General features: G+C 70.4%; 16 protein-coding genes. 10 read left to right on the plus strand and 6 right to left on the minus strand.

All coding sequences use genetic code 11. The features are described 5' to 3' along the window. Positions 1-124: 124 nt before the first annotated feature. The 3 genes from ACSHV8_RS07835 to ACSHV8_RS07845 all read right to left on the minus strand — a co-directional run bounded on the left by ACSHV8_RS07835 (position 125) and on the right by ACSHV8_RS07845 (position 2,820). Positions 125-1,471: an FAD-dependent oxidoreductase gene (locus ACSHV8_RS07835; protein WP_436530854.1), complete on the minus strand. Its 1,347-nt coding sequence runs from the start codon at positions 1,469-1,471 to the stop codon at positions 125-127. Between the two features lie 198 nt (positions 1,472-1,669). Then, positions 1,670-2,119: a response regulator gene (locus tag ACSHV8_RS07840; protein WP_436530856.1), complete on the minus strand. Its 450-nt coding sequence runs from the start codon at positions 2,117-2,119 to the stop codon at positions 1,670-1,672. A gap of 20 nt (positions 2,120-2,139) precedes the next feature. After that, positions 2,140-2,820, minus strand: a complete 681-nt coding sequence (locus ACSHV8_RS07845; protein WP_436530858.1) for an NUDIX domain-containing protein — start codon at positions 2,818-2,820, stop codon at positions 2,140-2,142. A gap of 57 nt (positions 2,821-2,877) precedes the next feature. On the opposite strand from ACSHV8_RS07845, the gene ACSHV8_RS07850 reads away from it, so the two are divergent. The 3 genes from ACSHV8_RS07850 (at position 2,878) to ACSHV8_RS07860 (ending at position 6,213) form a co-directional block, all read left to right on the plus strand. Next, the gene (locus ACSHV8_RS07850; RefSeq protein WP_436530859.1) at positions 2,878-3,633 is read left to right on the plus strand and encodes a DeoR/GlpR family DNA-binding transcription regulator; all 756 of its coding nucleotides are present in this window, start codon (positions 2,878-2,880) and stop codon (positions 3,631-3,633) included. 403 nt (positions 3,634-4,036) lie between these two features. After that, positions 4,037-4,990, plus strand: coding sequence for a LacI family DNA-binding transcriptional regulator (locus tag ACSHV8_RS07855; protein WP_436530861.1), 954 nt, complete (start codon positions 4,037-4,039; stop codon positions 4,988-4,990). 71 nt (positions 4,991-5,061) lie between these two features. After that, a complete protein-coding gene (locus tag ACSHV8_RS07860) occupies positions 5,062-6,213 on the plus strand; it encodes a hypothetical protein (RefSeq protein WP_436536711.1) in 1,152 nt (383 codons plus the stop codon). Positions 6,214-6,216: 3 nt separating this feature from the next. On the opposite strand, the gene ACSHV8_RS07865 is transcribed toward ACSHV8_RS07860, so the two are convergent. The 3 genes from ACSHV8_RS07865 to ACSHV8_RS07875 all read right to left on the minus strand — a co-directional run bounded on the left by ACSHV8_RS07865 (position 6,217) and on the right by ACSHV8_RS07875 (position 10,649). Further along, positions 6,217-7,113 carry a HEAT repeat domain-containing protein gene (locus tag ACSHV8_RS07865; protein WP_436530863.1) on the minus strand — a complete coding sequence of 299 codons (897 nt, stop codon included), beginning with the start codon at positions 7,111-7,113 and terminating at the stop codon, positions 6,217-6,219. Between the two features lie 10 nt (positions 7,114-7,123). After that, on the minus strand, positions 7,124-8,671 hold the full coding sequence (locus ACSHV8_RS07870; protein ID WP_436530865.1) for a UxaA family hydrolase: 1,548 nt from the start codon (positions 8,669-8,671) through the stop codon (positions 7,124-7,126). Between the two features lie 949 nt (positions 8,672-9,620). Then, positions 9,621-10,649: a LacI family DNA-binding transcriptional regulator gene (locus ACSHV8_RS07875; protein ID WP_436530866.1), complete on the minus strand. Its 1,029-nt coding sequence runs from the start codon at positions 10,647-10,649 to the stop codon at positions 9,621-9,623. 110 nt (positions 10,650-10,759) lie between these two features. Here ACSHV8_RS07875 and ACSHV8_RS07880 point away from each other — a divergent pair, with 110 nt between their 5' ends. From ACSHV8_RS07880 to ACSHV8_RS07910, 7 genes are all read left to right on the plus strand, one after another. Beyond that, positions 10,760-11,773 (plus strand): LacI family DNA-binding transcriptional regulator, encoded by a 1,014-nt coding sequence (locus ACSHV8_RS07880; protein ID WP_436530868.1) that lies wholly within the window; start codon positions 10,760-10,762, stop codon positions 11,771-11,773. 109 nt (positions 11,774-11,882) lie between these two features. Next, positions 11,883-12,788, plus strand: coding sequence for a carbohydrate ABC transporter permease (locus ACSHV8_RS07885; RefSeq protein WP_436530870.1), 906 nt, complete (start codon positions 11,883-11,885; stop codon positions 12,786-12,788). Then, positions 12,781-13,671 (plus strand): carbohydrate ABC transporter permease, encoded by an 891-nt coding sequence (locus ACSHV8_RS07890; protein WP_436530871.1) that lies wholly within the window; start codon positions 12,781-12,783, stop codon positions 13,669-13,671. The genes ACSHV8_RS07885 and ACSHV8_RS07890 overlap by 8 nt, the downstream gene beginning before the upstream one ends. A 72-nt stretch (positions 13,672-13,743) precedes the next feature. Next, on the plus strand, positions 13,744-15,006 hold the full coding sequence (locus ACSHV8_RS07895) for an ABC transporter substrate-binding protein (RefSeq protein ID WP_436530873.1): 1,263 nt from the start codon (positions 13,744-13,746) through the stop codon (positions 15,004-15,006). Continuing rightward, entirely contained in the window at positions 15,003-16,094 is a 1,092-nt protein-coding gene (locus ACSHV8_RS07900; RefSeq protein ID WP_436530875.1) for a Gfo/Idh/MocA family protein, read from the plus strand. The genes ACSHV8_RS07895 and ACSHV8_RS07900 overlap by 4 nt, the downstream gene beginning before the upstream one ends. Next, a complete protein-coding gene (locus ACSHV8_RS07905; RefSeq protein WP_436530877.1) occupies positions 16,052-16,945 on the plus strand; it encodes a PmoA family protein in 894 nt (297 codons plus the stop codon). The genes ACSHV8_RS07900 and ACSHV8_RS07905 overlap by 43 nt, the downstream gene beginning before the upstream one ends. Beyond that, positions 16,942-17,631: a cupin domain-containing protein gene (locus tag ACSHV8_RS07910; protein WP_436530879.1), complete on the plus strand. Its 690-nt coding sequence runs from the start codon at positions 16,942-16,944 to the stop codon at positions 17,629-17,631. Before ACSHV8_RS07905 ends, ACSHV8_RS07910 begins: the two co-directional genes overlap by 4 nt. Positions 17,632-17,661: the final 30 nt, after the last annotated feature.

A 17,661-nucleotide genomic window follows, 5' to 3' on the forward strand; every position in this document is an offset into this window, starting at 1 on the left:
AAAACTGGCCGGCGACCCGGTTCGGGTTGCCGGCCTAGGTGGCGGCCGATCGGCCACGGTTGAGATCCGCTACAACAGCGTGAGCTCCCGGGGCGGTCGGCCGCCTTCCTGCACGGTGCCTGACCTAGTCGTTGCTGATGCCGGTCATCTCGTCCCGGGGGACTACCTTCACGCGCTTGCGGCCCTGCGCCTCGCCGAGCGCGACCTCGTGGGCGTCCAGCTTCTGCCAGCCCGCCCACGTGGTGTACGGGATCCCGCGCTGCTCGAGGTAGGAGATCACCTCGGCCGGGTCGTGCTGCGGCGCCTGGGTCAGCTTGTCCAGGTCGGCCAGCAGGCTGGTGACGGTCTCGCCCGAGCAGCCCTTGGTGTGACCGATAAGGCCCACCGGACCGCGCTTGATCCAGCCGGCCACGTACATGCCCGGGATGTGCTCGCCGTCGAGGTCCAGGACCCGTCCGGCCGCGTGCGGGATGGTGCCGGTCTTGGTGTCGAACGGCAGGTCCGGCAGCGCGCTGCTCAGGTAGCCGACGGCCCGGTAGACGGCCTGCACGTTCCAGTCGGTGAACTCGCCGGTGCCGCGGACCCAGCCGTCACCGGTCAGCTCCTGCGTCTCGGTGCGCAGGCCGACGACCTTGCCGTCCTCGCCCAGCACCTCGACCGGGGCCTGCAGGAAGTACAGGTGCAGGCGGCGCGGCCGGTCCCGCGGGTCGCGCACGGCCCAGTTCTGCAGGATGTCCACGCACATCTTGACGTGCCGGGTCTGGCGCATCGCCTCCAGGCTGCCCTCGTCGAACTCGATGCCCTCGGGGTGCACGATGACCTCGACGTTGGGCGAGTGGTCGAGCTCGCGCAGCTCCTGCGGGGTGAACTTGACCTGGGCCGGGCCGCGCCGGGAGAACAGGTGCACGTCGGTGACCGGGCTCTGCTTGAGCGCCTGGTAGACGTTGTCCGGGATCTCGGTGACGAGCAGCTCGTCGGCGGTCTTGGCCAGGATCCGGGCGACGTCGATGGCGACGTTGCCGGCGCCGATCACGGCGACCTCGGTGGCCTCCAGGGGCCACTCGCGGGACACGTCCGGGTGGCCGTTGTACCAGGACGCGAAGTCGGCGCCGCCGAAGCTGCCCTGCAGGTCGATGCCGGGGATGTCCAGGGCCCGGTCCTTCTCGGCGCCGGTCGAGATGATCGTGGCGTCGTAGAAGCGGCTCAGCTCCTCCGGCTTGACGTCGACGCCGTACGCGACGTTGCCGATGAACCGGATGCGCGGGTTGTCGAGGACCCGGAACAGCGCGTTGATGATCTCCTTGATCCGCGGGTGGTCGGGGGCCACGCCGTAGCGGATCAGGCCGTAGGGGGTGGGCAGCTTGTCGAGGATGTCGACGGTGACGTCCGGGTTGGCTTTGATGAGGTGGTCGGCGGCGTAGATGCCGGCCGGGCCGGCTCCGATGACGGCAACCCTCAGGGGGCGGTCCATGGCGCTTCCCTCACACTCAACTCGTAGCGACGAATCCAGCCCAAGCCAAGATCGACCTCCGGGCGAAGACGAACTGTAAAACTTCAACCTAGGTTCAGATCAAGTTTCGTCTTACCTGCCGGAAACCTGCCTGGGAGCTGTTTTCGCAGCTAGATGGCCTGATAAGGCTCACCTAACTTCTACGGAGGGTGAGGCGTTTCACGATTCTCTGTCCCCCGGAAGGACAGCGGTCTCGTTGTAGAAGCGCTTGATCTTGAGAACGGCCGCCTCGAACCCGTCGAGATCCATCGGCTTGGTCACGAACGCGTTGGCGTGCCGCGTGTAGCTCGCGGTGATGTCCGGCAGCGCGGTCGACGTGGTCAGCACCACCACCGGGATGCTCTTGAGCTGCTCGTCGTTCTTCACCTCGGCCAGGACCTCGTGTCCGCTCATCCGTGGCATGTTCAGGTCCAGCAGGATCAGGTCCGGCCGGTTGGCGTCGGTGTAGCGGCCCTGCCGGCGCAGGTACTCGATCGCCTCGCTGCCGTCGGCGACCCGGTGCACCGCCGGTGGGGGCGAGGCGGCCATCAGCGCTTCCTCGATCATCAGGGTGTCGGCGTCGTCGTCGTCGACGATCAGGACATCCAGGACGCGCTCGGTGTTTGCCATCGCGCAAATATATGGCACCCCTATCGAGCCGGTGGGGCGGCGTGCCGGAACGGGCCGCTCAGCGCCGCCCACTGCAGCAGCATGATCGTCTTGGCGTCGGCGATCTCGCCGCTCTCGATCTGCTTCAGGGTCTCGGCGAACGGCAGCTCGACCGCCGCGATGTCCTCCCCGTCGTCGGCCAGCCCACCGCCCGGCCCGACCCGGGACTCGGCCGTGTAGGGCGCCGCGAAACAGTGAACCCTTTCGGTCACCGAGCCCGGACTGGTCCATACCGCGAAAACCGGCTCCAGCTCACCGATCACCACGCCCAGCTCCTCGCTCGCCTCGCGCCGGATCGCCGCCGCCGGGTCGTCCCCGTCCAGCAGCCCGGCCGCCGTCTCCAGGAACATGCCGTCGGGGTGGCCGTTCACGTACACCGGATAGCGGAACTGCCGCGTGAGCAGCACCGTCTCCCGCTCCACGTCGTAGAGCAGGACGGTCGCGCCGTCGCCCCGGTCGTAGGTCTCCCGCTGCTCCCGGCCGACCGTGCCGTCCCGGCGCCGGAAGTCGTAGGTCGTCCGTCGCAGCACGTGCCACGCGGTCGCCAGCAGCTCCACGTCGAGAACGGTCACATCCGGATTGCCGGTGAGCTCGCGCCCGGCCTGGTCGAGGCCGGTGCGCCCCCGCGCGTCAGGGATGTCGATACCGGGTCGTGAGGTCATGGCGCTAATGTAGGCGAGAAAACGCGCAAGAGTCGACAGCAATGAGGAGAAACACGGATGCTGGCCGCGGAGCGTCGCGACGTCCTGCTGTCCCGCCTGCAGACCGACGGCAAAGTGATCGCCAAGGAGATCGCCGGCTCCCTCGGCGTCACCGAGGACATGATCCGCCGCGACCTGCGCGAACTCGCCGCCGCCGGCCTCTGCCAGCGCGTCTACGGCGGCGCGCTGCCGGTCTCACCGGCCGTCGCCGACTACGCCACGCGCACGACGGTCGCGATCGCCGGCAAGGAACGCGTCGCCGCCGCGGCCGCCGCGCTGATCCGCCCCGGCGCCACGGTCCTGCTCGACGGCGGCACCACCGCCCTGGCCGTCACTGCCGCCCTCCCGCCGGCCCTGACCGCCACGATCGTCACGCACAGTCCCACCGTCGCCGCCGCGCTCGTCGCCCACCCCACGGTCGACGTCTACGTCCTGGGCGGCCGTCTCTTCAAGCACTCGGCCGTGACCTGCGGCGCCGCGACCGCCGAAGCCGCCCGGGGCATCACCGCCGACATCTTCCTGCTCGGCGTGACCGGGGTGCACCACGAGGCCGGCCTCACCACCGGTGACGCCGACGAGGCCGCGATGAAACGAACCCTGGCCGGCCGGGCCGCGGAAACCTACGTGCTGGCCAGCGCCGAGAAGATCGGTACCGCTTCGCCCTTCACGGTCCTGCCGCCCAGCGCGATCACCGGCCTCGTCACCGACGCCGACCCGGCTCACCCCACGTTGCGGGCCCTGCACTCGGCCGGCGTCGCCATCATCCCAGCTTAAGATCAAATTCATTTTTGCCTATCTCTGCGGGGGTACAGACCGTCGCTCCCGCGGGGACCCTTCCGACCCTCGCAGGGCGCTGGCGCGCCCAGAACGCGAGGCCCGCAAGGGCGACGTGATCGGTTGGTCGCGGTCAAACCACAAAACCCCGTAACCAGGTCTCAGCCCTCTTCCGGTCCGCGGGCGGCCCCGGCCGGCGCAACAAACTCGCCCGCATCCGAACCGTGCGCCCCGCCCGCGAGCCCGCCGCCACTCGCTCTCGAGGGTGTCCCCGGCCCCGAGGGACCCGCGAGAAGCGCCCGCCGCGGTCGCTGGGTGGGGTGGTGTGACCGTGCGGTGGGGGTGGGCCGGGTGGTCGTTATGCTGGCGCGGAGCTGGTTACGGGGGCGGGGGACCGGGTGTGATGCGCACGACCGTGCAGGACGTCGCGCGTGAGGCCGGCGTCTCGGTGTCGACCGTTTCGCGGGCGCTGACCGGCGGCACCGTGAGCGCCGCGACCCGGGAGACCGTGGTGGAGGCGGCCACCCGGCTGGGCTATCGGGTGAACCGGGCGGCCCGGGGACTGATCACCGGCCGTACGGGAAATCTGGGGTTGATCGTCCCTGATCTTCGCAATCCGTTCTTCGCGGACGTGGCCAAGGGCGTGAGCGCGCGGGCGCGGGCCGTCGACTGCGGCGTCTTCATCACGGACACGGACGAGGATCCGGTCGCCGAGCTGGAGGCGATCGCCACGCTCGGGCGCAACACGGACGGGTTGTTGCTGTGCTCGCCGCGGGCGTCCGACGCGGAGATCCTGGCCGCCGCCGACCCGGAGACCACGGTGCTGCTGCACCGGCAGGTGCCCGGAATGTCGTCGGTGGTCGCGGACATCGCCGACGGGATCCGGCAGGCCGTCGGGCATCTGCGGGCACTCGGGCACACCGAGATCGCCTACGTCTCGGGCCCGGAAGGGTCGTGGGCGACCCGGCAGCGGGTCGAGGCGCTGGCCGGTCTGTCGATACTGGCGCTCGGATCGGTGTCGCCGACCTTCGACGGCGGGCTCCTCGCCGGTGACCTGGTGCTGGCCAGTCCGGCGACGGCCGTGCTGGCCTACAACGACCTGGTCGCGCTCGGGTTGCTGCACCGGCTGGCCGCGCGCGGCGCCTCGGTGCCGGGGCGGGTCAGCGTGGTCGGGTTCGACGACGTGAGCCTGGCCGCGATGACCCATCCGCCGCTGACCAGTGTCTCCGTGCCGAAGGACCGGGCCGGGGCGGTCGGGCTGGATCTGCTGCTGGGCCGGACCGGGGTGGCCGTCGGCGAGGTGGTCCTGCCGACGAGCCTGGTCGTCCGAGCCTCGTCCGGCGTGGCCCCCACTTGATCTTTTCGAACCGCTAGCATCGCCCGGTGCGAAATCGACGGGGACTGGTGGCCGGGCTGTTGACCCTGCTCATGGTGGGTGCGTGCTCCTCCACGGACAAGGGTGAGGATCCGGTCGATTTCGTCGCCGCGCCCGCCTCGGCCGCCGCCGAGGCCCCGGCCGGGTCGGCGTCGGCCTCGACGGTCCCGTCCGCCGCGCCGTCCGCGTCGGTGACGCCGACTCCGAAGAAGACGGTCAAGGAGACGTTCCTCCCCAAACCCGGCAACGCCGCGGGCAAAGCCACCGTCCCGTCGGCGGCAAAACCCGTTAAAACCGGCAAACCGGACCGCACGGTCGGCACCGGCACCCCGGCCAGCTGCACCTCCGCCGCGGTCGTGAAAGCGGTCGCGGCCGGCGGCATCATCACGTTCGACTGCGGCCCGGCGCCGGTCACGATCACCATGACGGCCACCGCCAAGGTGAAGAACGCGCACACCACGCTGGTGCTCGACGGCGGCAACAAGGTCACGCTCAGCGGTGGCGGCAAACGCCGGATCCTCTACATGAACACGTGTGACCAGGCGCAGGGCTGGACCACCTCGCACTGCCAGGACCAGGACACACCCCGCCTGACCGTCCAGAACATGGCGTTCACCGGCGGCAACAGCACCGGCGAGGCCACCGAGGGCGGCGGCGGTGGCGCGATCTTCGTCCGCGGCGGCCACCTCAAGGTGGTCAATGCGAGATTCACCGACAACAAATGCGAGCGTACGGGCCCGGACCTGGGCGGCGCGGCGATCCGCGTCCTGGACCAGGGCGGCGACACGCCGGTCTACGTCGTCGGTAGCACGTTCACCGGCGGGGTGTGCTCCAACGGTTCCGCGCTCAGCAGCATCGGCGTGTCCTGGACGGTCCTGAACAGCTACTTCTCCGGCAACTCGGCGGTCGGCAAGGGCGCCAACCCGGCACGTTCGGGCACCCCGGGCGGGGGCAGCGGCGGCGCCATCTACAACGACGGCAACAAGATGACGCTGACCGTGGACGGCACGATCATCGAGGGCAACAAGGCCGTCGAGGGCGGCGGCGCGATCTTCTTCGTCAGCAACGACCGCACCGGGACCGTGGTCATCCGCAACTCGAAACTGCGGAAGAACCCGAGTGCCGGCTTCGAGACGGCCGGGCTGCCCGGCATCTTCTACCTGGGCGCGGGCAACCCGAAGGTCAGCGGTTCCAGCCTGTCCTGAGGTTCAGGCCGGGGCGGATCCGCTGCGCCGGAGCACCTCGGCGGCGGCATCGGCGACCCACTGATCGGGGTCGCCGGTCACGGCCGGCAGGGCGTCGAGCGGCTCACCGAGCAGCCCGATCCCGCGCACGGCCCCGGCCCGGACCGTCGAGTCGGTGTCGGCGAGCAGCTCCCGCAGCGCGGCGGCGGCCGCCGGCACTCGATCGGACCCCTTGGCCATGCGGCCGATCGCCTCACCCACCGCCGACCGGGCGTGCACGTGGAAGTTCACCTCGCCCAGCATCGCGATCAGATGGTCGACCACACTGGGCGGCGACGACCAGGCCAGCAGCAGCACGGCCTCCCGCTGAACCCACCCGTCCGGATCGTGCAGCGCCGCCACCACGATCTGATAGACCTCCGGGTTGTCCGCCACGGTCGGCAGCGACCCGAGCGCGGCGAACCGGACCCACGGATCCGGGTCGGCCAGCCCCGCGCGCACCACTCCCAGGTCGGACGGCTCGAAGACGTACTCGAGCACGCGCAGCGCGGCCCGGCGAACCGGCTGGTCAGGATCGGTCACCCGGGCCAGGATGGTCGCCCGGGCGCTGTCCCGGCCGGCTCGCGCCGCGGTGCCCAGCGCCCGGGTCAGCGTGTCCAGGTCGTCCACGCCGTCGTGGCGCAGCTCCTCCGTGTACACGTCCAGGAGCAGCGGGAACGACTCGACCGCGTCCAGCCCGGCCAGGACGAGGGCCATCAGGTCACGGCCGAGCCCGTTGCGCCGGGCGACGTCGCGTTCCAGGGCCTCCCGGGCCGGCCCGACCACCGACCGGTCACCGGACGCGACCAGCTCCCGGACGAGGTCGTAGTAGTCCAGGTCCAGATTGCCGCCGGCGGCCTCGCGGATATCGGCGAACGTCATTCCGTCATTATCAGGTCACCGCGCCCAGTTGCCAGGGCACGAATTCGTCGCGGCCCAGGTCCAGATCCTCGCTCGCGGTTACCCGGCCCGACGCCACGGCCAGGATCGTCTCGAAGATGTCCTCGCCCACGGCCGTGATCGTGGTGTCCCCGGTGACGATGCCGCCCGCGTCGAGATCCATGTCGTCCCGCATCCGCCCGAAGATCTCCGAGTTCGTGGCGATCTTGATGACCGGGGCCGGTTTGCCGCCCAGGACCGAGCCGCGCCCGGTGGTGAAACAGACGACCGTCGCCCCGCCCGCGACCAGGCCGGTCACCGACACCGGGTCGTACCCGGGCGTGTCCATGAACGCGAAACCGGGCTCGGTGATCCGCTCGGCGTACTCGTACACCGCGGACAGCGGGGCCGCGCCGCCCTTGGCCACCGCCCCGAGCGACTTCTCCAGGATCGTGGTCAGCCCGCCCGCCTTGTTGCCCGGCGACGGATTGTTGTCCAGGGTGCCGCCGCCGGCCTCCACATACTTGTGCCACCAGGCGATCCGGTCCAGCAGCCGCTGCCCGACCTCCCGGCTGACCGCGCGCCGGGTCAACAGGTGCTCGGCGCCGAACACCTCGGGCGTCTCGGCCAGCACCGACCGGCCGCCCTGAGCGACCAGCAGATCGGAGGCGTGCCCGAGGGCCGGGTTGGCGGTGATCCCCGAATAGCCGTCGGAACCGCCGCAGTTCAGCCCCAGGATCAGCTCGGACGCCGGAACGGTCTCCCGCCGGCGCTCGTTCAGCCGGTCCAGCATGCCCCGGACCACCGTCGTGCCCGCGCGGACGGTGGCGCGGATCCCGCCGGTGTCCTGGATGGTCATCCGCTCGATGAGCGTGTCGGCCGGCGCGTCCAGATCGGCGAGCAGTGTCTCCACGCCGAGCATCTCGCAGCCGAGACCAAGAACGATCAGGCCGCCGATGTTCGGATGAGTTGCGAACCCCCGCAGGGTCCGCCGCAGGATCTGCCCGCCCTCACTGGCCGGGACCATCCCGCAACCCGAGTCGTGGGCGAGCGCGACCACGCCGTCCACCTGCGGATACATGTCCATGACGGGCCCGCGGAACTGGTCGGCGATCATCCGGGCGGTCGAGGCCGAACAGTTGACCGAGGTGACGATGCCGACGAAGTTGCGCGTGCCGACCCGGCCGTCAGCCCGGCGAAACCCTTCGAAGGTACGGGTCGTCGCCGCCGGCGGGATCGTGACCAGCCCGGTCCCGAACTCGTAGTCGTGCTCGACCGCGTCCATCCCGAGGTTCTGCGCGTGCACGTGCTCCCCGGCCCGGACGGGAGCGGTCGCCCGGCCGATCACCTGTCCGTACTTGTGGATCTGGGCCCCCGTGGCCAGATCCCGCAGAGCGATCTTGTGCCCGCGCGGCACCGCCCCCGCCACAATCAGCCCGCCGCCGTCGTGCCGCAGCACCCGCCCCTCGGCCAGATCCTCGGTCGCGACGGCCACGTCATCGCCGTCCCGCAGCAGCAGCGCCACTTCCCGCAGCTCAGCGGTCTCGGCACGATCCACCATGAGGCGCCCCTACGATCCGTCGGAATTTCCTGGAAACGTTTGCAACGCCATCCTGACACGCCCGCCACACCCCTGAAAACCCATCCCACCCCCGCAAGCCCACACCCCCCACCCCGCCCACGCCTCCTGTCCGCCCGGCCCGCCGGCCCGCGTCGACCGCCCGGCCCTCGGCCCGCGCAGCCCGCCCGGCCAGCCCGACCCGCCCGGCCAGCCGGCCTCGCGCCGCACGTGCTCGGCTCCGGCCCTGCGCGGCTGGTCCTCAGGGGCCTCAACCTCCGCGAGACACCCCTGCACACCAGCCGAGAAGCGTGGCGCGCGGCTGGTCGCGAGGTCGCGTCGCCGCGAGGCGCGAGGCGCAAGGCGCAAGGCGCAAGGCGCGGTGCCGGGTTTCCGGCTGGTGCTGAGGGCTGTCTCATCATCGGCGAGGCAGCCCTGGACGCCAGCTGAGCGCGGTCGGCTGGTCGTGAGGGTTGTGCCAGGGGTGTTGAGGCAGCCCTGAACGCCAGCCGAGGAGCGCGGCGGGCGGCGGGTGGTCGCGAGGTCGCGTCGCCGCGAGGCGGGAGGCGGGGGGCGCGGGGCGCGGGGCGCGGGGCGCGGGGCGCGGGGCGCGGGGCGCGGGGCGCGGGGCGCGGGGCGCGGGGCGCGGTGCGCGGGGCGCGGTGCGCGGTGCGCGGTGCGCGGTGCGCGGTGCGCGGGGCGCGGTGCCGGGTTTCCGGCTGGTGCTGAGGGTTGTCTCACCGTCGGCGAGGCAGCCCTGGACGCCAGCTGAGCGCGGTCGGCTGGTGGTGAGGGTTGTGCCAGGGGTGTTGAGGCAGCCCTGAACGCCGGCCGAGGAGCGTGGCGCGCGGCTGGGCGGTAGGGGCGTGGTCTTGGCGGGAAGGCGCCGAGAGGGAGGGGCGGGTTTGCGGGGGAGGGGCGGGCGGGGGCTGATGACGTACGCGGGAAGGGTTTAACGAATTTTGGGGGTGCTGTTGCGGACGATGACCGACGTGGGGACGGTGATCGTCTCGGTGGTGTCGGCGGTGAGGGCCAGGTGGAGGGCCCGCCGGCCGAGGTCGTGGAGGGGGACGCGGACCGTGGTGAGGGTCGGGGTGACGTCCTGGGCCGGCGCGATGTCGTCGAAGCCGGCGACCCCGACGTCGCGGCCGGGGGCCAGGCCGGCGGCGCGGAGTGCGGACTGGACGCCGATGGCCATGACGTCGGTGACGGCGACGATCGCTTCGACGCCGTGCAGACCGGTTTCGATCAGGCGGCGGGTGGCTTCTTCGCCGCCGTCGCGGCTGAAGGTGGTCGGGACCGGGAGCGGGGCGTCGAGGCCGGCCGCGTGGACGGCGTCGGTGAAGCCGAGGCGGCGTTCGCGGGAGGTGAGCAGGCGGTCGTCGCCGTGGACCAGGGCGAATCGGCGGTAGCCGAGCCCGATCAGAGCTTCGGCGAGTTGGCCGGCGCCACCGTAGTTGTCGACGGCGAGCGTGGCGAACGGCAGTTCGGGCTGGGTGAGCAGGGTGATCCGGCCGCCGGCGGTCCGGTAGGCGGCCAGTTCGGCGATCAGGTCGGGGGCGGTCGGTGCGCCGGCGACGCGGGTGCCGGCGATCAGGATGGCGCGGGGCCGCTGGCCGCGGAGTGTGCGGACGATCTGCAGTTCGAGCTCGGGCGAGTGATCGGAAACGGCCAGCGTCAGGATGATCCCGGCTTCTTCGGCGGCCGCGGTGGCCCCGGCTGCGATGGTCACGAAGTACGGGTCGTCGATGCCGTTGACGACCAGCGCGGCCGTGCCGTTGGAGCCTTTGGCGATGGCCTGTGCGGGGAGGTCGGGCAGGTAGCCGAGGCGGGCGGCGGCTTCGCGGACCCGGTCGGCGTTCTCCCGGCGTACGCTCCGATCGCTGCCGTTGAGGGCGCGGGACGCGGTGGCGTAGGAGACGCCGGCCTCGCGCGCGACGTCGTGCAACGTCACCCGCCGATGTTCCGGAACCTGCTCCACACCGGGGATTGTGCCAGCCGGACCGTATTCTCGGGTCGGCCCGACAGGCAGCAAGCCGCGGCCGACAAGGGCCGAGAGGGGGAGTGGTGCCGCATCCGGCCAGGCCTACGGTGACCCTCCACGATGTCGCCCGCGCAGCCGGCGTGTCCCTGGCCACCGCCTCCCGGGTGCTCGGCGGCAGCGCCCGCAAGGTCGCCGCCGAGTACGAACGCAAGGTGCTGGCCGCCGCCGCCGAGCTGAACTACACCCCCGACCTGTCGGCGCGGGCGATGCGCGGCCGGACCGACACCGTGGCGCTGGTCGCGGACGATCTCACCACGCCGTCGATCGCGCTGGTCGTGGCCGCGATGGAGCGTCAGGCCCGCACGGTCGGCGCGTTCGTGAGTGTGGCGCAGACCCGTGGTGTTCCGGAACGGCAATTCGCTACGGTACGGACATTGTGCGCGTTCCGCCCCCGGGCGCTGGTCCTGACGTCCACCCGGGTCGAGGGCACCGCGCGGAACCTCCGTCTGGTCGAGGAGCTGCGCGCCTACCAGCGCAACGGCGGCCGGGTGGTGATCTACGGAAGTGTGGACCTGCCGTTCGACTCGGTCCGGTTCGACGACCGCGCGTCGGCCCGCAAGGTGGGGGAGCACCTGGGCGCGACCGGTCACCGGCGTGTGCTGATCCTCTCCGGAACTCCTGATCGGGCGTTCGCGGCCGAGCGGGTCACCGGTTTCACCGAGGGCCTGACCGCCCACGGTGTCACGCCGCGAGACATCGGCACTGCCGAGTGCGAAGTCAGCCGTCAGGGCGGCTACGGCGCGGTGTTCGACGCGCTCGCGGCCGGGCGGCTGGACGGGGTGGACGCGATCGTCGCGGTCAACGATGTGGTGGCGATCGGCGCGCTCTCGGCCTGCCGCGACGCCGGGATCGACGTGCCGGGCCGGCTGTCGGTGACCGGTTTCGACGACGTCCCGCTGGCCTCCGACGTGACTCCCCGGCTGGCCACGCTGGCCCTGCCCCACGCGGCCGGCGGCGCCCGGGCGGTCGAGATGGCGCTCTCGGACGCGGTCGGGCGGGATCCGTTCCACGAGGTCGTCGTCGGCGAGTTCCGCGCCCGGGAGAGCTGCGCGCCCCGCTGAACGTCTGATCCATCGATCAGTTTTCATGTGATCTCGCGGAAACACTTGACGGTGGCGGGCGACACACCCAGACTTTGGAATACGTTTTCCCGCTTGCGAAGGAGGGTGCATGAGCAGCCTCGACGAACTCCGGCGCCCGCCGTCCAAGCGGGACAACAGGGCCGCGTTCCTCTTCCTGTCACCCTGGTTCGCCGGCCTGATCCTGATCACCGCGGGACCGGTCGCGGCGTCGTTCGTGCTCGGCTTCACCGACTACAACCTGATCCAGCCGCCCGAGTTCAACGGCCTGGAGAACCTGCAGCGGATGCTCCACGACGAGCGCCTGCACCACGCACTCGGCGTCACTTTCACGTACGTCTTCGTCTCGGTCCCGTTGCAGCTCGCGTTCGCGCTCGGCCTCGCGTTGCTGCTGGATCGCGGGATGCGCGGGCTGGCCTTCTACCGCTCGGTGTTCTACCTGCCCAGCCTGCTCGGCTCCAGCGTCGCCATCGCGGTGCTGTGGCGGCAGATCTTCGGCGCCGACGGCCTGGTCAACCAGGCGCTGAGCGTGGTCGGCGTGCACGGGCAGAGCTGGATCTCGGACCCGGGCACCGCGCTGTCGACGCTGATCGTGCTGAACGTGTGGACGTTCGGCGCCCCGATGGTGATCTTCCTGGCCGGGCTGCGGCAGATCCCGGCGATGTACTACGAGGCCGCCGCGGTCGACGGCGCGTCCAGGGGGCGGCAGTTCCGCAGCATCACGTTGCCGCTGCTGTCGCCGATCATCTTCTTCAACCTGGTGCTGCAGATCATCCACGCGTTCCAGGCGTTCACCCAGGCGTTCGTGGTCTCCGGCGGCACCGGCGGGCCGTCCGACTCGACCATGTTCTACACGCTCTACCTGTACCAGCGCGGGTTCCACAGCTTCGACATGGGCTACGCGTCGGCCCTGGCCTGGCTGCTGCTGGTGATCATCGCGATCTTCACCGCGATCAACTTCTGGGCCTCGAAGCGATGGGTCTTCTACGATGACTGACCTCAAGGAACGGGTGCCCAGCCGGACGACACCACCGCCGGTCCGGACGAGAGCGACGAGCCCCGCGCGCGCCGTCCTCAAGCACGCCGCGCTGATCCTGCTCGCGCTGGTCATGCTCTACCCGGTGCTGTGGATGGTGGTCAGTTCCCTGCGGCCGAACAACGAGATCTTCCGCTCGCCCGGCCTGGCCCTGTCCGGCCTGCGGATCGAGAACTACTCGGAGGGCTGGAACGCCCTGTCCTCCCCGTTCGGCCACTACCTGATCAACTCGGCGATCGTGGTGCTCGGCTGCGTGATCGGGAACCTGGTGTCCTGCTCGCTGGCCGCCTACGCGTTCGCGCGCCTGGAGTTCACCGGTAAGAAGGTGTTCTTCGCGGTCATGCTCGGCACGATCATGCTGCCGATCCACGTGATCATCGTGCCTCAGTACATCCTGTTCTCCCAGCTCGGCTGGATCAACACGTTCCTGCCCCTGATCGTGCCGAAGTTCCTGGCCACCGACGCGTTCTTCGTGTTCCTGATGGTCCAGTTCATCCGCGGGCTGCCCCGCGAGCTGGACGAGGCGGCCCGGATCGACGGGGCCGGCCATCGGGTGATCTTCCTGCGGGTGGTCCTGCCGCTGATGGTCCCGGCGCTGGCCACCACCGCGATCTTCACGTTCATCTGGACCTGGAACGACTTCTTCAGTCAGCTGATCTATCTGACCGATCCGGACAAGTACACCGTGCCGGTGGCGCTGCGCTCGTACGTGGACGCGACCGTGTCGACGAGTTGGGGCTCGATGTTCGCGATGAGCGTCGTGTCGCTGCTCCCGGTCTTCCTCGCGTTCCTGCTGGGCCAGCGATTCCTGGTCAAGGGCATAGCGACGACCGGCATCAAGTAACGGACGGACCGACGTACGCCCAAGGAGTTGATCTTGATTATGAATCGATTCACGCGTAGAGAAGCCCTGGTCATGCTCGGTGCCGGCGCGGCCCTCGCGGCCTGTGGCGGCAGCGGCGGCGGCAACGCCAACGGCGAGATATCCGATAAGTCGGTGACGCTGCGGTTCACCTGGTGGGGCTCGGACGCCCGGCACAAGCGCACCCAGCAGGTCATCGACGCCTTCACCAAGGCCCACCCCACCATCACGATCAAGGGCGAGTTCAAGGACTGGAACGGATACTGGGACGCGCTGGCCACCACGGTCGCCGCCAACGACGCCCCGGACATCATCCAGATGGACGAGATGTACCTCGCCTCCTACGCCGAACGCGGCGCCCTGCTCGACCTGAAGACCGCCGACAAGCACCTCACGACCGCCGACTTCGACGCGAAAGCGCTGGCCACCGGCGCGATCGACGGCAAACAGTACGGCGTGCCGACCGGGCTCACCGCGTACTCGTTCGTGGCCAACACCGACCTGCTCGACAAGTACAAGGTCGCCCGGCCCGACGACGCGACCTGGACCTGGGACGACCTGAAGACGATCGCCGCCCGGATCTCCCAGGCCTCCGGCGGCAAGGTCACCGGGACGCAGTCGATGGGCTTCGACATCGGCGGCGTCAACATCTGGGCCCGTCAGCACGGCGCCGCGCTCTACTCGCCCGAGGGTAAGGTCGCCATCCCGCCGGACGTGCTCGCCTCCTTCTGGCAGTACCAGGTCGACCTGGCCAAGGACGGTGCCGCCCCGCCCGCCTCGGTCACCGTCGAACGCGCCACCGCCGCCCTCGATCAATCCGGCACCGCGACCAACTCGTCGGCGTTCGGCACCTGGTGGAACACCCAGCTGACCTCCCTGGCCGCGGCCAGCGGGCAGAAGCTGACGCTGCTCAAGCTGCCCGGCGAGTCGGCCACGCCGGGCTCGTACTACAAACCGTCGATGTTCTGGTCGATCTCGTCGCGCTCGAAGCAGCCGGCCGAGGCCGCGCTGTTCGTGGACTTCCTGGCCAACAGCCAGGAGGCGGCCGACATCATGCTCACCGATCGGGGCGTGCCGGCCAACACCAGGATCCGGGCCGGGGTGCTGCCCAAGTTGACCGAAACCGACAAGACGGCGGCCGCGTACCTGGACTCGATCAAGGTGGGGGAGGCGCCGCGCGTCACGCCCAACGGGGCCAGCGACGTGGAGGCCATTCTCAAGCGGTACACCGAGGACGTGCTGTTCGCGCGGAAGACTCCGGCGGACGCGGCGGCCGGGTTCATCAAGGAGTTGCAGGCCGCCATCGATGCCGCATGAGGTATCGGGCCGCCATCGTGGGGACCGGGGCCATCGCCGCCGCTCATGCCTCGGCCCTGCGGAAACACGCATCGCGGGTCGACCTGGTGGCCGTTGCGGATCTGGTTCCCGAGCGGGCTGCGGCTTTCGCCGAGACGTGGGGCCCGTTGGCAACATATCGAGATCTGTCGGAATTGCTGCGAGTGCCGCTCGACCTTGTACATCTGTGCACGCCACCGGCGACTCATGCGACGTTGATTGCGGAATGCCTCCGGGCCGGGGTGGGCGTGCTGGTCGAGAAGCCACCGGTGCTGTCGTTGCAGGAAATAGACGCGATATCCGATAGATCGGGCCGAGTGGGCACGATTTTTCAACACCGATTCGGTACGGGCGCAGCCCGCCTCCGTGAGTTGATCAAACGCGGCGACCTCGGCCGCCCGCTGCTCGCCACCTGCCACACCCTCTGGTACCGCGACGACGAGTACTACGAGGTCCCGTGGCGCGGCCGGTGGGCGACCGAGGGCGGCGGCCCGACCATGGGCCACGGCATCCACCAGTTCGACCTGCTGCTCTCCGTCCTCGGCCCGTGGCAGCGGATCTCCGCCGTCGCCGCCCGCCGCTCCCGCCCCATCGAGACCGAAGACGTCTCGATGGCCCTCGTCGAATTCGCCGACGGAACGATCGCCTCGGTGGTCAATTCGGTCGTCTCCCCGCGCCAGACGTCCACGCTGCGTTTCGATTTCGAGCACGCCACCGTCGAACTCGAACACCTTTACGGATACAGCGACCTCGATTGGAAGATAACCCCGGCTCCGGGGTACGGCGATCTGACCGGCCTGTTTCCCGGCACCGGCACCGAGAAGAGCAGTCACGCCGATCAGCTGGCCGCCGTGCTCGACGCGCTCGACGCCGGTGAACCCTTGCCCGTCACGCTTCCCGAAACCCGGCTGACCATGGAGTTCATCGCCGCGCTGTACGCCTCGGCGGCCACCGGGAAACCGGTCGGCCGGGGCGAGATCGGCCCGGATCATCCTTTCGCCGCCCGCATGAACGGAACCGGATTCGCATGGCAGAACTACGCGTCGACCACACCCTCGAACGGTCGGTGACGGTCTCCACCCCCGGGACAAGGCTTTTCACGTACGTCTATCGGCCGGACACCGTCCAGCTGGAATCGCCCAAGCCCTATCTGCACCCGATCCGGACGCTCGCCGGGGACCTCGTCTCCCTCTTCCGGCCGCACGACCACGTGTGGCACAAAGGAATCGCCTGGTCCCTCCCGCACGTCGGCGAGCACAATTTCTGGGGCGGCCCGACCTACGTCCACGGCCGGTTCTACGTGCAGCAACCGAACAACGGCAGCGCCGTCCACCGACACGTCCTCGACGTGGGCCGCGACCGTTTCGTCCACGAACTGGACTGGTTCTCCCAGGCCGGGGCGCCGGTCCTCTCCGAACGGCGGGCGCTCACGTTCGCGCTGGTCGACGACGTGAGCTGGGTGCTGACGTTCGCCACGGCGATGACCAACGTTTCCGGCGCGACCCTGGCGTTCGGTTCTCCGACCACCAAAGGGCGCGACAACGCCGGATACGGCGGCCTGTTCTGGCGCGGCCCGCGCTCGTTCACCGGCGGCGCCGTCCAATCGCCGTCGGCGAGCGGCGGTGACGAACTGCGCGGCGAACGCGCCGCATGGTTCGCGTTCCGCGGCGTCCACGACGGCAGCGGCCGGAACTCGACCGTACTGATCGTCGACGACACCGAGAATCCGCGGCACCCGCCGCAATGGTTCGCCCGCAGCGAACAGTTCGCCTGCCTCAACCCGGCCCCGTTCTTCAGCACCGAACTGGACCTGCCGGACCGGGAGACCATCAATTTCCGGTACGCCGTCGTCATCGCCACCGGCGACGGCGACGCCGAGAAACTGGCCGGCCACGGACGCGCCGCCCTGGCCACGTCATGACCACCTTCCCCGGCGGCACGTCACTGACCAGGGTCTCCGTGTACGACGGCGGCGGCACCCCGCACCTGCACACCACCTCCACCGAGGCGTACGTGGTGATCGGCGGCACCGGCGCGGTCCAGACCCTCGACCCGACCGGCTTCCGCGAGACACCCCTGGAACCGGGCAGCACGGTCTGGTTCACGCCCGGCGTGATCCACCGCGCGATCAACCACGGCGGCCTCGAACTGATCGTGATCATGTCCAACGCCGGCCTGCCCGAATCCGGCGACGCCGTGATGACCTTCCCGCCCGCGGTGGTCGGCGACCCCGACCGTTATCGGTCGGCGGCGACGCTGACCTCGCTCTCCGAGGAGTCGGTCCGGGCCCGCCGGGAACTGGCCGTGGCCGGGTTCGAACGGCTGCGCAAGGGCGGGCTGGAGGATTTCTACGACCTGGCGGCGGCCCTCGTGCGGCCCCGGGTCGAGCAGTGGCGGGAGATCGTGCGGGCCCAGCCGCCGCGCGCCGATGCCCGACTCGACGCGCTGGCCGCCGGGGACGCCCGCCACCTGCGGGAAGCCGCCGTGTTCAGCGCCCCGGAGAGCGACCCCCGCGGATGGGGGATGTGCGGGCGGCTGGGAACCCACGACGTAAGTGTCCTCACCGGCGTCGCCGCCGACCGCTCGACCCGGACGGCACGACCCTGATCGGACCGGACCTCGGGTGACGGCCGGGCC

The sequence above is a fragment of the Actinoplanes sp. HUAS TT8 genome (assembly GCF_051380535.1).
Classification (GTDB): Bacteria; Actinomycetota; Actinomycetes; order Mycobacteriales; family Micromonosporaceae; genus Actinoplanes.

Excerpts from the sequence above, each read along its gene's own strand:
- ACSHV8_RS07860 (WP_436536711.1), top strand. The coding sequence starts at position 5,062 with ATGGTGGGTGCGTGCTCCTCCACGGACAAGGGTGAGGATCCGGTCGAT.
- ACSHV8_RS07850 (WP_436530859.1), top strand. The coding sequence starts at position 2,878 with ATGCTGGCCGCGGAGCGTCGCGACGTCCTGCTGTCCCGCCTGCAGACC.
- ACSHV8_RS07910 (WP_436530879.1), top strand. The coding sequence starts at position 16,942 with ATGACCACCTTCCCCGGCGGCACGTCACTGACCAGGGTCTCCGTGTAC.
- ACSHV8_RS07890 (WP_436530871.1), top strand. The coding sequence starts at position 12,781 with ATGACTGACCTCAAGGAACGGGTGCCCAGCCGGACGACACCACCGCCG.
- ACSHV8_RS07870 (WP_436530865.1), bottom strand. The coding sequence starts at position 8,671 with ATGGTGGATCGTGCCGAGACCGCTGAGCTGCGGGAAGTGGCGCTGCTG.
- ACSHV8_RS07905 (WP_436530877.1), top strand. The coding sequence starts at position 16,052 with ATGGCAGAACTACGCGTCGACCACACCCTCGAACGGTCGGTGACGGTC.
- ACSHV8_RS07865 (WP_436530863.1), bottom strand. The coding sequence starts at position 7,113 with ATGACGTTCGCCGATATCCGCGAGGCCGCCGGCGGCAATCTGGACCTG.
- ACSHV8_RS07840 (WP_436530856.1), bottom strand. The coding sequence starts at position 2,119 with ATGGCAAACACCGAGCGCGTCCTGGATGTCCTGATCGTCGACGACGAC.
- ACSHV8_RS07835 (WP_436530854.1), bottom strand. The coding sequence starts at position 1,471 with ATGGACCGCCCCCTGAGGGTTGCCGTCATCGGAGCCGGCCCGGCCGGC.
- ACSHV8_RS07885 (WP_436530870.1), top strand. The coding sequence starts at position 11,883 with ATGAGCAGCCTCGACGAACTCCGGCGCCCGCCGTCCAAGCGGGACAAC.
- ACSHV8_RS07895 (WP_436530873.1), top strand. The coding sequence starts at position 13,744 with ATGCTCGGTGCCGGCGCGGCCCTCGCGGCCTGTGGCGGCAGCGGCGGC.
- ACSHV8_RS07900 (WP_436530875.1), top strand. The coding sequence starts at position 15,003 with ATGAGGTATCGGGCCGCCATCGTGGGGACCGGGGCCATCGCCGCCGCT.
- ACSHV8_RS07855 (WP_436530861.1), top strand. The coding sequence starts at position 4,037 with ATGCGCACGACCGTGCAGGACGTCGCGCGTGAGGCCGGCGTCTCGGTG.
- ACSHV8_RS07845 (WP_436530858.1), bottom strand. The coding sequence starts at position 2,820 with ATGACCTCACGACCCGGTATCGACATCCCTGACGCGCGGGGGCGCACC.